Raw genomic sequence first — 15,608 nt, 5'->3', positions numbered from 1 at the left:
ATCCAGCTAAATATTTCTTTAGCTGGATAATCTTCTATCGATTTATGTTGCTATGCTGAGTGCTTATGCAGCATCTTCTGAAAACTGACTGTTGTACAAGTCCGCATAGAAACCGTTTTGCGCCATCAATGAGTCATGGTTGCCGGTTTCAACGATGGATCCATGGTTCATCACAATGATGTTATCTGCGTCACGAATCGTAGACAGACGGTGAGCCACTACGAAACTTGTCCGGTTTTCCAATAAGCGACCCATGGCTTTTTGGATCAGAATTTCTGTCCGCGTATCAACACTCGATGTTGCTTCATCTAAGATCAAGACATCTGGATCCGCCAAGAATGCCCGGGCGATCGTGATCAATTGACGTTGACCTTGAGAAATATTGCTGGCTTCTTCATTCAAGACAGTATCATAACCTTCTGGCAATTTCCGAACAAAGTCGTCCACGTGGGCAGCTTTCGCTGCGGCAATCACTTGCTCTTTGGTTGCATGTTCATTGCCATAATGAATATTGTCATAGATCGATCCTGTAAACAACCACGTATCTTGCAAGACCATCGAGATGTTGCTGCGCAATTCATCTCGTGTCAAATCACGGGTATCTTTGCCATCATAGCGAATACTTCCGCCACTGACATCATAAAAGCGTTCAAGCAAGTTGATCAGTGTGGTTTTACCCGCACCAGTTGGCCCAACGATGGCGACCATTTCTCCTGCTTTGACGTCTAAACTAAAGTCAGTCATCAATAATTTTTCTGGACTGTATCCAAATTGAACATGATCGAAACGCACTTTATAATCCGTATTTTCAACTGGCAATCCAGAAGGTTCATCTGTCATTTCTGCCTCGTCTAATACTTCAAAGACCCGTTCAGCCGACGCAACTGTCGATTGGATCGTATTCAATAAACTAGCAATTTGTGTGATTGGTTGTGAAAACTGATTGGTATATTGTAAGAATGCTTGCACATCCCCTAGCGTCATATTCCCATTGGCTACTTTGATCCCACCAAGAACTGCCACAAAGACATAGCCTAAGTTTTTGATGAAGTTCATCAAAGGCATAATGATGGCTGAGATAAACTGTGCCTTCCAGCCAGCAGCATACAAACGATCATTTTCTGCTTCAAACACGACTTGGTCAGCTGCTTCATGGTTGAATGTTTTGACCACTGTATGACCGCCATAGGTTTCTTCTACTTGGTCATTCAGCAACCCTAAACTTTTTTGTTGTGCAGCAAAGAATTTTTGTGATTTTGGCGCCACGATCATGACAACGATCAGGCTTAGCGGTACCGTCGCCAATGCCACCAATGTCAGTTGCCAGCTGATAGTCAACATCATCCATAAAACACCAATGAAAGTCACGACGCTGGTAATAAATTGAGTCAAATTTTGTTGTAGTGTGCTGGCGATATTATCCATATCATTGATCGCACGAGACATGATATCCCCATTGGAGTGGGTGTCATAATAAGAAATCGGCAATCGATTCATCTTTTCATCTAAATCACGGCGCAATTCATAAACAGTGCGTTGAGACACACGGGTCATAATGAACTGTTGCATAAAGTTAAAGACCGCAGAGACCACGTACATGCCGATGGCAATCAAAATGATTTGACCGACTTTGTCAAAATCGATGGGAAATTCAGTCACAGTTTGACCTGCTTGTATTTGTTGCGCACCAATCATTACCCCTTTGAAGATTTCAGTGGTTGCTTCCCCCAAAATTTTTGGTGTTTGGATTTGGAAAATAACCGCTGCAATCGCTAAGACAAAGACAGCAATGATCGCTATTGACCGTTTTGACATATAGCCGAAGAGGCGTTTGACTGTACCCCAGAAATTTTTGGCTTTTGGTCCTTTGGCACCTATATTCCGGCCTGGGCCACCGCCCATAGGTCCACCGCGGTGTCCTTGGTTTGTATTGTTTTTGTTTTCACTCATGCAAGATCCTCCTCTCTCAATTGTGAAGAAACGATTTCTTGGTAGGTTTCATTTTCTGCTAACAGGGTTTCATGGTTGCCTTTACCCACCAATTGTCCTTCATCAAGAACGAGGATCGTATCAGCATCCATGACCGTGCTGACCCGTTGCGCGACAACCACCATGATACTGTCTTGCATGTCACGTTTTAAAGCCGCACGCAGATTGGCATCGGTTTTAAAGTCTAACGCTGAGAAGGAATCATCAAAGACATAGACATCTGCTTGTTTGACTAATGCACGGGCAATCGCTAACCGTTGTCGTTGCCCCCCAGAGAAGTTGCCGCCACCTTGTTCGACCCGACTTTCTAGTCCATCTTCAAGTTCTGATACAAAGTCTTTGGCTTGTGCGATCTCTAGCGCTTTCCATATTTCTTCTTCAGTGGCATCGGGTTTGCCATAAAGCATATTTTCTCTGATCGTACCTGAGAAAAGGACGGCTTTTTGCGGAACGAATCCCACAATTTCCCTTAAGTTATGTTGCGTTACCGCAGCTATGTTGGTGTCATTGATCTTTATTGCTCCACTTTCGACATCAAATAAACGAGGCAATAGATTGACCAACGTTGTTTTCCCAGACCCAGTGCCACCGATTATAGCGACAAAATCGCCTGATGCCGCTTGAAAATCGATCGCTTCAAGGGCTGATTTTTCAGCACCAGGGTAACGGTAACTCACTTGATCAAATGCTAAAGTGGCAGCTTTGCCTTTTAGTGTTAATGCTTCTGGTGTTTGCGCATCTACAATTTCGTCTTCTTCATTCAACACTTCGTTGATCCGGTCTGCAGAGGCTTGCGCTCTTGGTACCATGACAAAAATCATGGATAACATCATGAAACTGATCAAAATTTGTGCTGCATACGTCATGAAGGCAATCAAATTCCCAACTTCTAACGTCATTTCTGCAATATAATGACCACCGAACCAAGTAATCGCAATGTTGGTTCCACTCATGATCAAGGTCATCAGCGGCATCATCAATGCCACGATCGTGTTCACTTTGATGGCTGTTTGGGTGTAATCTTTGTTGGCACCGTCGAAGCGATTGGCTTCATAGTCTGTTTTGTCAAAAGCGCGAATGACCCGGACACCAGTCAACCCTTCACGGAAAACCAAGTTCAGACGGTCGGTTTTCTTTTGCATGCTTTTGAACAGCGGTACAGCAAAATACATGATGCCGCCGACAAGAACCAGCATAATTGGAATGACCACCAAGAAAATCCGCGTCAATTGCGCATCTTTTTGGTAAGCTAAGAAGCTAGCACCGATAAGTGTGATTGGGGCATTGATCATCATACGCAAAAACATTTGTGTGACCATTTGGATTTGGTTGACGTCATTGGTCGTTCGCGTGATCAATGATGCCGTACCGAATTTATCAAAGGCTCGGGCAGAAAAATTTTCTACTTTTTGGTAAATATCCGAACGTAACTTTTGGCCTAATTTTTGAGATTCGCGGGTTGCGAAATAAGTGTTCCCTAATGCTGCTAAGATACTGATCATGGAAAAGCCGATCATATAAAAACCAGTTTTCCAAATATAGTCAATATCTCCGGTGGCGACCCCATTATTGATAATGTTGGAAGTCAATGTCGGCAAGTATAGATCCGCCACTACTTGGATCACCATAAACACGACTGCCATTATAATAGAAATGGACGATACGCGTTTGATCAATTTAGTCATGTGTTTCCCCTCTTTCTTTCTTTGCGCCTTCTCTTAACCAGCGAATTTTACTATTGAAATCAGACATCGCCAATGATGGATCATAACTGTCGTCAGCTTGAATATGACGATATGCTTCGGTGATCGTAGAAAATACCGTATGCATCAATAATTGGATCAGCAATTTCAACTCATGATCGTCAGCAACCTTCAACAAGTCTTTGTCGATCTCAGCAAAAAACTCAGCTTCTTCTTTTTTCCGTGTTGCTTTGCGTTCTTCGTGATGGGCATGATGCATCTTTTTATGTATTTCTGGCATCACTTTATGGAAGGAACGGTAATCCATACTCAAGAACAAGTTGCGGTAAAAGTTGGCATTCTTTCCTTTTAAAACTTCCTCGATCATCCGAGAAAAATACCATTCAAATCCAGCAAACAAATCACCTTTTTCATGCTGGATCGATCGAATCAAATCCCTTTGACTGTCGCTTTTTAATGTGTGGAAATAGTAATAATACAAGTCTTCTTTATTTTCAAAATACTGGTAAAAGCTGCCGCGAGGAATCTCCGCATCCTTGATGATCGTGGCGATGGAGGCATCTTTAAGGGGCAATCGGGAAAATTCTTTCTTGGCTGCATTCATGATGCGTTTTTGCTTTTCAGCTGGCAGGTGAAAAAATGTTTCTGTTGGCAATCAAACAATCTCCTTTCATGTTGGTTAAATAAATCACACTGTTCAAATATGACACATCGTCATATGACACTGTGTCATTATACACCCTCTACCACAGAAAGCAAGCAATTAAATTTGATTTTTTTATGAAGTTCTTTTTTATAACTTCATTATTAATGGGGGATAATTGAAATGAAAGGATATTTCATTTTCAAAAAAACTAAAAAAACTGTACAAGCATACGCGCCTGTACAGTATGGAAATCATACATGATGGTTAGTAAAAAATAACAATTATTTCTTTTTTCTTCTCCAGAAAATAATGCCCACGATCAGAATCAAAACCACACCCGCAATGCCTAATAACGGGCTTTTGGATTCGTTGGTTTTTGGCAACTGGTCATTGTCTTGCGCAGCGGTTTGTGTTGCTGAAGTGTCGCTTTGGTTCCCACTGCTTGCAACAGTTTCAACTGTAGTGTTCGTGGCTTGTTGACTGTCATCGGTTGTTTCAGTCGTTTCTGTTGGCAGATACATTGATTCGTTGACTGCATGAATGATCCAAGCGATCCTGCCTGGGAACAATGATTCACCATTTGTTTGGGCTTCAACGGTGTCCAGTTGTGTCAAGATGGATGCCAACCATTCGTCCGTAACAGATTGATTGAATGTCAGAAAAATTCCATTTGCTGGATACAAGGTTTTCAGGTAAGTTTGCAATTGATCAATATCAGGTATCATTGCAGAAAAGGTCGCATAACTGCTGGGATCAAATGCCAATTGCGGTTCGATCGCGGACCATGACAATGTTTGATCAATAAATAAAGCCCGAACGATTTTTACCAAAAAACCAACATCAAAGCCCATCGTATCACTAGAATAGCGCAAAGCCAGTTGATTCGCTTGGGCGAGTTGTTCGTCTGTCAGTTGATCTAATTCCGATTGGCTCAAGAAAGTTATACTGCCATCGCTAATCGCTGACTGCAATCCTTGTCGCATTTCATTCGGTTGATCTTGTGCAGAAAAGGTCTGGATATCCGTTGCCTCTCCGATTTCTGATTGGATCGAATCGATCACATCCGTTGCGTCAATAGTCTCTGCCGTCGTATCACCCGTACTGCTTGTTGTCGTTGGATCCTCACTCGTTGATTGGCTCTCTTTTGTTGCTTCTGAACTAGATTCACTTGTCATTTCCTGACTCGAATCAAGACTTTGAAATGTATCAACACTTGTCGATTCCTCTGCCAAAGTCGTCAACGGTGATAAGAAAAGGATAAAGCAACTTAGCCAAAAAACTTTTTTCATGATTCTTCTCCTCCAACTAGGTCCTATATTTGTAACAAAACTGTAACATAAGTCCAAATAATCAGCAATCGATTTATTTAAAATTTAAAAAATACCCCACCCTTAAAAAAAGGTGGGGTATGATCATTTCACATTTAAAACCATTTCGCCAGCGTTCGTTTGCCCAGTTTTCAGCGTACCTACTGTCGATACTGCATCCATATTGGTCACCAGTACCAGCATTTCAGCAGCTTTTTGATGAGCTTTCAATTGCGGCAAGTCTACTTGCGCCACTTGTGTGTCAGGTGTGACTTCTTGTCCAACCTCAACGAACACATCAAAAGGTATTCCTTTCAGTTCTACTGTGTCGACACCCATATGCAAGAGTACCTCTAACCCAGAAGAAGTGGTAAAGCCAATCGCATGTTTTGTAGGAAAAACTGCGGTGACGGTTCCAGATACAGGCGCATAAATGGCCCCATTCTCCGGTAATACAAAGTAACCGTCTCCCATCATTTTTTGGCGAAAGACTGGATCACTTGATTCCGTCAATGCCTTCGTTTGACCATTTGCAACGGCATAGAACGTCGTTGTTGTGTCTTGTACGGACCGTTCATTTGTATTTTCTGCTGCTGTAGCTTGCGGTACAACAGTTTCTGTCCCTGCTTCTGTTTCTTTCACCGCTGCAAGCCGATCTTTGGGAATACCAAAGAAATAGGTCGCAACAAAACCACCTGCATAGCCTGCTAATAAACCAAAGATATACCCTAACCAATGACCATTCGCAATCAATGGGATCAACGCCATTCCGGATGGTCCAATGGCTGTAGCGCCAATATTAGAGAGGGCACCAATGACCGCACCACCAATCCCGCCACCTATACAAGCAGTGATAAAGGGCCGACCTAATGGCAATGTCACACCATAAATCAAGGGTTCGCCAATTCCTAAAATACCAACCGGCAGCGCGCCTTTGATCATTTCTGTCAATTCTTTGTCTTTGCGCAGCCGCACCCATAATGCCAATGCAGCACCGACTTGACCAGCGCCTGCCATTGCAAGGATCGGCAGCAATTGCGTACTGCCAGTTGCTTCAATCATTTGAATATGAATAGGTGTCAGGATTTGATGCAGACCAAACATCACCATTGGTAGAAAGGCTGCGCCCAACACAAAGCCAGAAAATGCACCGCCAACATTCAAGACCCAGTTGATTGAGCCCACCAAGCTATCTGAGATCGCCCCTGCCAACGGCATGATCAAGAAAATTTCCGCTAACCCAATGATCAATAGACATAATGTCGGGGTCACAATGATATCAATCGCTTCAGGAATCACTTTGTGCAAAACAGCTTCTAGTTTTGCCAATAACCAGACCGCGAAAATCACCCCTAAGATCCCGCCTTGGTTGGCGACTAACGCTTCGCCAGTAAACAAGTTTTGGATCGGTGCATCTGGGTTCATCCCAGATAATAAGATCACAGAACCGATGACACCCCCTAATGTTGGGTTTGCTTTGAACACTTGTGCAGCATTGACCCCAGTGAAAATCGCTAGGTAAGTGAACATCCCATTTTTTAAGATATTCAGGATCATGACATAATAGTTCCACGTGTCCCCGTCTAATCTGCCCGCGGTGATCAAATTCGTTAAGACAGAAGCTATCCCTGCCACCAAACCCGCACCCACGAAGGCGGGAATCATCGGTACAAAAATATTTGAGATATCTTTCAACAATGATTTGAAGGGAGATTGTTTCTGTTTTGCCTTTTGCGCCGCCTTCATTTCAGCTGTCTTCGCACTTAAAGCGTCTTTGCCAGATAGCGTACTCTGCGGGATTTCTTGCCCAAGATCAACACCTGCTTGTGCCACCATCGCATTGGCCACTTTGTTGACTTTCCCAGGGCCGATAATCACTTGCAACTGTTCATCGTTGACTACCCCCATGACACCTGGAATGTCTTTGAGACCTTGCTGATCCACCTTGTCATGATCGCGAACAGTCATGCGGACTCTAGTCATGCAGTGATTGACACTCTCTACATTGTCCATGCCACCAGAGGCAGCATAGATTTTCGCTGCCAATTCTTCCACTGATAAAGCTTCTTTTGCCATTATCCTTCTCCCCCAATCGCTGCTTTAACGAAATCATGTCCGGCCGTTAGTTTATTTTGCGCTTCTTCCTTGCCACTATCTGTCAAGAGCATCACGATCGCCAGTTTGACATTTTGCTCAGCTGCTTCAAAAAACTTAGCAGCAGTCTGATAATCAGCTTCCGTAGCTTGCATGATAATGCGCTTGCTCCGCTCCACCAATTTATCATTGGTCGCTTTGACATCGACCATCAAATTATTATACACCTTGCCAATACCGACCATCGAAATCGTTGAGATCATATTCAAAATCAATTTCTGCGCTGTGCCTGATTTTAATCGCGTTGAACCTGTCAAAAACTCTGGCCCGCAATCCACTTCGATAGGTAAGCTTGCATGCGCCGAAATTTCCGCCTGCTTGTTGCAAGCAATCGTTGCTGTGGTGGCGCCGATTTGATTGGCATAGTCGAGCGCCCCAATCACGTAAGGTGTCCGGCCGCTGGCAGCAATCCCCACCACCATATCTTTATCTGAAAGTGTCAAATCAACCAGATCTTGTTTCCCTAAGGTCATAGAATCTTCTGCCCCTTCGACTGCCACCGTCATGGCCTTTTCTCCGCCGGCAATCAATCCGACAACTAATTCTGGCGCTACACCAAAAGTCGGTACACATTCTGCAGCATCTAAAACGCCCAGACGACCGCTAGTGCCTGCCCCTAAGTAAATCAAGCGGCCACCTTTTTTTAGCGAGGCAATCGTCGCTTCAATGACCTTTTCGATACTTGGCAATTCTTTTTCTACTGCGGCGGCGACTTTCTGATCTTCTCGGTTCATCTTTTGACACGCTTCCGCAATCGTCATCTCATCTAAATTCGTTGTTTCATTGTTGCGTCTTTCTGTAGTCAAGTTGTCTAAATTGATTTTACTCATTGGAATCATCTCTTTCTATTTTGAATCGCATGCCTGCGCGTATATGTTGGATCAAAGGTAAATCTGCATCGATCACCTGTGCGGCTACATTGACCCGCGGATCCGATGGCAATGGTTGTTTACATACTTGGATTTCTCCCATATATCGGGCATAGGCTTGATTATCGATCGTTACTGCCCCAAGCGGTCGTTCTCGCGGGGCTTCTGTTTTGACTAAAGGAACTTCACCGAAACGGGCTTCGGCACTGCGCAAGACATCTCTCGCTTCATCTTGTCGATTTTGATGCACCCCCAGCACGTCATCTAGGTAAGCTGACCCGCACTCCTTGACTCTTAAGGGAACGACATCATATTGCGTATATTGATTGAACTGCTGGAGACTTTGCTGCGTCAATCCGCCATCTCCGATATATACCGCATCCACCGTACCTGATTGCTGTAAGGCCAATGCAGCTGCAAATGGTGCTATGCCTCGATGTTCTTCTAATGTAGGTAAACCTGCATATAAGGGTCCCCGCAGTCGGTCATCCCCGGGCACAAAAGCTTGTACATAGAAGCCTTTGTCTTTCAACCAGCGATTTTTGTCTAGCACCCATTGTTCATCCAATCCTGTTTCCGGTCGCGGATAATAATTGTGCCAAGCTTCTAATTGCGTAAAGTCAGCGCCAAAGTCCTGCAGTTCTTGGACATCTTTCTCCGTTAACGTACTGGCATTCAATGCAATACGGAGTTGATGTGAAAATCGGGCGATTTGTTGATTGTCGATTGCGTAATCCATCCGCAACCCTGTAACACCTATAGCTGCCAATTCCTCCAAGCGATCGATAGAAAAGCCCGCATCAGTCAGCGCGTGACCCGAAATATCAACCATCAAAGACATATGATGGGTTTTGGCAAAGCCGCCAATTACCGCTAAACGCTCACGGTATTTGCTGCGATCATCTTCAGGAATATGCATCGATGTAAACATGCCTTTGAAAGAAATGGCCATTTTTTCCATTTGTGCCAGATCATCGGGTGTTAAATCTTGATTCATAAATACAGAAAAGCCAAACATCTTTTCTCCTCCTTGTTCAATATCTACAAGTGATACCGTTTTCTACAATTGCATTATAACTGACGGCGCTTTCTATTGCAACTATATTTCATAAAATATTTATATAATTAGAAATATCATTTCACATCATAAGAAATGTTTGCGCTGCTGAACATTCTTATGACGATAATTTAACAGTTGTGGTACACTTTATAAGGAATGAATATTTGATATTCGTATTTTTTACATAGTAGGAGGAGTCACATCATCAATGATTACAATGGATGATATCATTCGCGAAGGCAATCCGACTTTACGCGAAGTAGCCAAAGAAGTACCTTTTCCATTAAGCGATGAAGATATCGCATTAGGAAAAGACATGATGACATTTTTAGAGAACAGCCAAGATCCTGTCAAAGCAGAAGAACTTGAACTGCGCGGCGGTGTTGGGCTGGCTGCCCCACAGTTAGATATTTCAAAACGTATCACAGCAGTTTTGGTTCCTAGCAGTGATCCTGAGAACCCTGAGCCAGAGTTTAAAGATGTCCTTTACAATCCTAAGATCTTGAGCCACTCGGTCCAAGAAGCTTGTTTAGGTGAAGGGGAAGGCTGTCTTTCAGTGGACCGCGAAGTGCCTGGCTATGTCGTGCGCCACGCACGCATCACCATTAGTTACTACGATATCAACGGTAAGAAGCAAAAAGTTCGCCTGAAGAACTATCCAGCCATTGTGATCCAACATGAGATCGATCATTTGAATGGCGTCATGTTCTACGATCATATCAACGAAAAGAATCCTTTCTCATTAAAAGAAGGTATCTTAGTGATTGATTAGCTGCAAGACAAAAAACCGCACCTTTGAGAAGGGTGCGGTTTTTTGTCTTGCTTATGTTAATTTCCTTTCGCTAAACGCACTTGATGGTCTGCTTTGATTTTGACCAATAATTCTGGCTGTTGGAATAAATCCAGTGCTGTCAGTGCCAGTAATTCTGCGGCAATAGCGATGGATTGTAGTCCCTTGTCGCTTTTGGCAGCTGCTTTGAATTCTTCTGAGTGTCCAGCAATGTATGGGTCTGAGATCGAAACAGTCGGTTGGATCGTTGGGATCACTTGGCTGACATTGCCGACATCAGAAGAGCCTAAACTGGTTTTCGCTTCTGTGTCAATCTCATTTTCCGGTACTCCAGCGTCTGCGGCATGGGCAAAGAACAGCGCATCGAAACTTGGCGTAACGATCACATCATCTACAGAATTTTGGAATAAGCCAAAATCATACGTTGCACCAGTAGCTAATGCTGCCCCTTTGACAATATTCTCAACTTTCTCATAGACGTCATTTAAGGTCGCACGGTTGCTGGCCCGCAAATAAAAGCGACCCGCTGCATATTCAGGCACGACATTGGCTGCAACGCCACCATCGGTGATCACACCATGGATGTTGACATCCTTTGGCAAATGCAAGCGTAGACCATTGATTCCGTTGAAGACTTGGATCAGCGCTTCTAAAGCATTGATGCCTTTTTCTGGGGCTGCGGCGGCATGAGAAGCGCGGCCATAGAATTTGATATCAACAGGATCATTGGCTAAAGAAGCCGTTGTTGCGCCATAGCGGTGGGCGGGGTGTACGCACAATGCTGCATCTACATCATCAAAGAACCCTTCACGGACGAAGCTGCCTTTAGCTGAACCGTTCTCGCCACCTTCTTCACCTGGGGTACCATAGACGCGAATCTCGCCACCGATTTCATCAACAAAAGATTGCAGTGCACTCGCCGCTAAGACAGAATACGTACCGAATAAGTTATGACCGCACGCATGGCCGATACCAGGCAAGGCATCAAATTCAGCAAGAAACGCAATCACGGGACCAGGTTTGCCGCTTTGATAACGCGCATCAAAACCTGTTCGATGGCCAGCGACATCTTTTTTGACATGAAAGCCTTCTTTTTCAAGTTGCGCGATCAATGCATCCGATGAATAAAATTCATAATTGCTGACTTCGGGATGGGCATGAATATCCAGCGCCAATGCTTGGTATTCAGGTAATCTTTCTTCAATAAATGCTTTGATGGTAGAATTTTTAGTTGTAGTTGCAGTCGTCATCTCTATTCTCTCCTCTACATGCTGATTGATTTTATTTTAGTTTGTCAGTAGCCTATTTTGCACCAAACGTTTCCCATGCAGGAACACTTGACCCTTTCGATGTTTCTTCGATCACTTTCTTGGTTTCATCTGTTTGATAAGCGGCCACAACTTTTTGATAGATTTCGTTGTCTTCGTCTTCTTTGCGGGCAGCAATAATATTTACATAAGGACGAGCGGTTTCATCCACTGGTTCTAGGAAAATCGCGTCTTCTGTTGGTACAAAGCCCGCATCTACAGCCATTCCGCTATTGATCACAGAAATATCAACATCTGACAATGCTCTTGCGGTTTGCGCAGCATCTAATTCCGAAATATCCAATTGCAAGTCATTTTCAGTGATATCTGCCACTGTTGGTGTTTGTCCTGCGGCTTCATCGACTTTGATCAAACCTGCTGTTTGCAACAGCAATAATGCCCGACCACCATTCGTGACATCATTAGGGATCGCAACTTTCGCTCCTTCCGCCAAATCTTTGACATCAGTGATTTTATCAGAGTAGATGCCTAAAGGCGCATTGACCGTATTCCCGATCGATACCAGATCAGTCCCAAACTCTTCGTTATAATTGTCCAAGAAAAACTGATGTTGGAACGCATTGATATCGATGGATCCATCAGCTAAAGCTTGATTCGGTTGGTTGTAATCCGAAAATTGAACATACTCTAAATTGATGCCTTCTTCTTTCAAGCGTTCTTTGACACTATCCCAAACGTCCGTATCCGCACCAATCAAGCCTAATTTAACAGTTACTTCTTCTTGTGAACTATCCGTTGAAGCGCTGCTGCTGTTACCGCACCCGCTAATCAATAATAATGCTGCCCCTAACACAACTGTTTGAATCCATTTTTTCATTTTTTATTCCTCCAAGTTTTCGCTATTTTTTAATGAGATACGCGTTTGACCAAAAGATTGCTGATAAATTGACTGATGAAGACCAAGACCAAGATAATCAATGTCGCCATAATGGTCACATCACTTTGGAATCGATTGTAGCCACGCGTGATGGCGAGATTGCCTAACCCGCCGGCACCAACAGCACCAGCCATTGCCGTCAAACCAATGACATTGATAATCGTCAGTGCAGAAACGCGAATGATGCCCGCCAATCCTTCTGGTAAATACACTCTAAATATAATGCCGATCGGACTCGTACCCATCGCTTCAGCTGCTTCAACAACGCCTGGATCGACTTCCAATAAAGCAATCTCGATCTGACGTGCAAAAAAGGGAATGATTCCAGCAATCAACGGCACCAACGCAGCTGTTTCACCTATCGTCGTCCCCACGATCAAACGGGTGAACGTACCCAATAATGCCAGTAATATGATAAATGGAATCGAACGTACGATGTTGATCACTTTATCCAAAAGTTCAAACAACCCACGATTTTCTAAAATACCGCCTGGTCTAGTCACCACTAAGACGATTCCCAATAAGATGCCCAGAATGCCGGCGATCAATGCTGTCCAAAACGTCATGTAGAGCGTCTGGATCGTGGCAGCGACAAACTCATCTGAAATGGCCACTACATTGGGAAAATATCGTTCAAATAAAGCCCCCATTTAAAACCCTCCCTCAATCACATTGTTTAATGGTTCTGCATGATTTTCTTTGATGATGTTGGTATACACACCTTGTTCTTTCAAATAAGCCAATGCCCGTTTCCGTTGTTGATACTCTCCGGATAGACTAACGATCAAACTGCCGATCGGCACCTCTTGTAAAATCTCGACGTTGCCATACAAGATATTGGTCGTCACTTTGTAGCGGCTATACAATTGCGCTATCAGCGGTTCGTTGGTCTGATCGCCAACATAAGAAAGCTCAACCAACCATTCATTTGGTGCCAACGCAGAAAATTTGGTGCTGCCTAAAATCGTTTCTAAGGCTTGATCAATATGTGTGGCTGTCCGAATAAAATCTTTGGTCAACGGTTTTTCCGGCTTGCTGAAGATTTGAATACTAGACCCTTGTTCGATGACCTCGCCATCTTCCATAACTGCGACTTTGTTGCAGATTTCTTTGACGACTTGCATTTCATGCGTGATGATCACGATCGTCAATCCTAACTTGCGATTCAGCTTTTTGAGCAAAGCTAAGATCTGCAAAGTGGTTTTGGGATCCAATGCGCTAGTAGCTTCATCACAGAGCAAAATCTGCGGATCGTTGGCTAATGCTCTCGCAATGGCGACCCGCTGTTTTTGCCCCCCAGATAATTGACTGGGAAACGCCTCGGCTTTTTCTTCCAATCCAACAAGCGCCAATAAATCTGTCACTTTTTGACGACGTTCCTGTTTGGATCTGCCCGCATATTTCAGGGAGAAATCCACGTTGTCAAAAACATTGCGACTGTTCATCAAGTTGAAGTGCTGAAAGATCATCCCGATCGTTTTTCTTTTCTCGCGTAAAGCTTTTGCCGATAATGCCGTCAAATCTGTGCCATCCACAACGACTTGCCCTTGCGTTGGGCGTTGCAAGAGATTGATCACCCGTACCAACGTACTTTTACCGGCCCCTGAATAACCAACAATGCCGTAGACATCTCCTTTATCGACTTCTAATGACACTTGTTTGACTGCTTGGATCGCAGTTTTTTTTGGTTGATTGAATGTGACTGATATATCTTTTAAAGAAATCATGTACTTCCTCCTTTATTTTCTTCAACTACGCAAAAAGCGTCCTCAAGCAAACCAATGATTGATTTGCTTGAGGACGCTTTTTGCGTGTTACCACCTCTTTTCAAGCCTTGCTCACACAAGACTCCTTTTCAAGTACCTACATACTCTAGCGAGATAACGGTCGCTGCCGTCGCCGCCTTGCAGATATCTGCTCGGAACGAATCACTCCTTGGCCATTTTCTATCCGTGTTTTTTTGCTTCTTTTCAGCTGCCGAAGCTCTCTTTTGAAAAAAACTGCCGTATATACTTACCAATTCATCGTGTTTGATACTATTTTTTTGTACAAAAAAATCCTTTTATCAGCCTAAGCTAATAAAAGGACGAAAGTTCGCGGTACCACCTTTTGTTCGGAAAGTTGCCTTTCCCTTGACCCAACATCTGTCTGCACAGAGATTGGCGCTCGCGGTATCGGTCGAGCTGTCCGTGATTGCCTACTTATCGACAATCAATCCTCCAAGGCCATTGTTCAACGCTTCTGACTTAACTCTTTCCACCAAACAGAGTCTCTCTTTAAAGTTTCGTCGTTTACTTTCCTTATCATCGGATCTATTTATTCTTGTTGTCATGTACTTTACTGGAAAATATGCTCCTTGTCAACACAAAAAATCATTTTTTATGGTTGCGGCAATATGCGGGCATAGCGTCCTTGCCAGATTCCTTCATACCAGTCGATGATTGCCGGTGCCGACAATCCATTGCTGGGATACGTACTCGTTGCATAGCTATACAGGCTGTTTTTATAGCCCAAACCATGGGCAAACTTGATCGTTCCGTCCATGCAATACTCTGTTTGCGCCCCTGCAAATTCAATCGACCCAACACCCAAATCAATCAAAATCGATTGTAGATTGGTTTGAAAAAAACTATTGGCATGTGTTTTCCGAACATATTTATCACTTTTTTCTTGATGCAGTTCAGGATACAATTGCCACGATGGTTCTCCATAAATCAATGCCTCATCTTCGTGCTGTACAAATATAATGGGATGTGCAGCTGCCCGATACCTATCAATACGCTGATTGGTAAAAGCAATCAGTTCTTCCAGATGATCAATCGTTGCGCCATTTTCATTGCACACACCATTCTGCAGATCAATCACCAGTAATACATCTTCCATAT

At 43.7% G+C, this 15,608-nt stretch carries 13 protein-coding genes and 1 other annotated feature; of the genes, 1 reads left to right on the top strand and 12 read right to left on the bottom strand.

Translation table 11 applies throughout. The features are described 5' to 3' along the window. Positions 1-63 precede the first annotated feature (63 nt). The 7 genes from AEQ18_RS08030 to AEQ18_RS08000 all read right to left on the bottom strand — a co-directional run bounded on the left by AEQ18_RS08030 (position 64) and on the right by AEQ18_RS08000 (position 9,686). Positions 64-1,950 carry an ABC transporter ATP-binding protein gene (locus AEQ18_RS08030; protein WP_054115813.1) on the bottom strand — a complete coding sequence of 629 codons (1,887 nt, stop codon included), beginning with the start codon at positions 1,948-1,950 and terminating at the stop codon, positions 64-66. Continuing rightward, on the bottom strand, positions 1,947-3,674 hold the full coding sequence (locus tag AEQ18_RS08025; RefSeq protein WP_054115812.1) for an ABC transporter ATP-binding protein: 1,728 nt from the start codon (positions 3,672-3,674) through the stop codon (positions 1,947-1,949). Before AEQ18_RS08025 ends, AEQ18_RS08030 begins: the two co-directional genes overlap by 4 nt. Then, positions 3,667-4,347 (bottom strand): TetR family transcriptional regulator, encoded by a 681-nt coding sequence (locus tag AEQ18_RS08020; RefSeq protein WP_054115811.1) that lies wholly within the window; start codon positions 4,345-4,347, stop codon positions 3,667-3,669. The genes AEQ18_RS08025 and AEQ18_RS08020 overlap by 8 nt, the downstream gene beginning before the upstream one ends. Before the next feature lie 272 nt (positions 4,348-4,619). After that, positions 4,620-5,627 (bottom strand): LPXTG cell wall anchor domain-containing protein, encoded by a 1,008-nt coding sequence (locus AEQ18_RS08015; RefSeq protein WP_054115810.1) that lies wholly within the window; start codon positions 5,625-5,627, stop codon positions 4,620-4,622. 123 nt (positions 5,628-5,750) lie between these two features. Next, entirely contained in the window at positions 5,751-7,721 is a 1,971-nt protein-coding gene (locus AEQ18_RS08010) for a glucose PTS transporter subunit IIA (protein WP_054115809.1), read from the bottom strand. After that, complete coding sequence (gene murQ / locus AEQ18_RS08005; RefSeq protein ID WP_054115808.1) at positions 7,721-8,629, bottom strand: N-acetylmuramic acid 6-phosphate etherase; 909 nt, start codon at positions 8,627-8,629, stop codon at positions 7,721-7,723. The genes AEQ18_RS08010 and murQ overlap by 1 nt, the downstream gene beginning before the upstream one ends. Continuing rightward, a complete protein-coding gene (locus AEQ18_RS08000; RefSeq protein WP_054115807.1) occupies positions 8,622-9,686 on the bottom strand; it encodes a DUF871 domain-containing protein in 1,065 nt (354 codons plus the stop codon). Before AEQ18_RS08000 ends, murQ begins: the two co-directional genes overlap by 8 nt. A 250-nt stretch (positions 9,687-9,936) precedes the next feature. Here AEQ18_RS08000 and def point away from each other — a divergent pair, with 250 nt between their 5' ends. Further along, positions 9,937-10,500, top strand: coding sequence for a peptide deformylase (def, locus tag AEQ18_RS07995; protein ID WP_054115806.1), 564 nt, complete (start codon positions 9,937-9,939; stop codon positions 10,498-10,500). 56 nt (positions 10,501-10,556) lie between these two features. On the opposite strand, the gene AEQ18_RS07990 is transcribed toward def, so the two are convergent. The 5 genes from AEQ18_RS07990 to AEQ18_RS07970 all read right to left on the bottom strand — a co-directional run bounded on the left by AEQ18_RS07990 (position 10,557) and on the right by AEQ18_RS07970 (position 15,606). Next, positions 10,557-11,768 (bottom strand): M20 family metallopeptidase, encoded by a 1,212-nt coding sequence (locus AEQ18_RS07990; protein WP_054115805.1) that lies wholly within the window; start codon positions 11,766-11,768, stop codon positions 10,557-10,559. A gap of 52 nt (positions 11,769-11,820) precedes the next feature. Beyond that, a complete protein-coding gene (locus AEQ18_RS07985; RefSeq protein ID WP_054115804.1) occupies positions 11,821-12,663 on the bottom strand; it encodes a MetQ/NlpA family ABC transporter substrate-binding protein in 843 nt (280 codons plus the stop codon). A 29-nt stretch (positions 12,664-12,692) separates the two neighbouring features. After that, positions 12,693-13,373: a methionine ABC transporter permease gene (locus AEQ18_RS07980; RefSeq protein ID WP_054115803.1), complete on the bottom strand. Its 681-nt coding sequence runs from the start codon at positions 13,371-13,373 to the stop codon at positions 12,693-12,695. Continuing rightward, the gene (locus tag AEQ18_RS07975) at positions 13,374-14,450 is read right to left on the bottom strand and encodes a methionine ABC transporter ATP-binding protein (RefSeq protein ID WP_054115802.1); all 1,077 of its coding nucleotides are present in this window, start codon (positions 14,448-14,450) and stop codon (positions 13,374-13,376) included. A gap of 352 nt (positions 14,451-14,802) precedes the next feature. Then, positions 14,803-15,039, bottom strand: a binding site (T-box leader). Positions 15,040-15,102: 63 nt separating this feature from the next. Further along, positions 15,103-15,606, bottom strand: coding sequence for a cysteine hydrolase family protein (locus tag AEQ18_RS07970; protein WP_054115801.1), 504 nt, complete (start codon positions 15,604-15,606; stop codon positions 15,103-15,105). Positions 15,607-15,608 lie beyond the last annotated feature (2 nt).

This window comes from Enterococcus sp. RIT-PI-f (genome assembly GCF_001297065.1).
GTDB lineage: Bacteria > Bacillota > Bacilli > Lactobacillales > Enterococcaceae > Enterococcus_D.
Note: the sequence above shows the minus strand (reverse complement) of the source record. Positions and strands in the feature narration are given on the sequence as shown.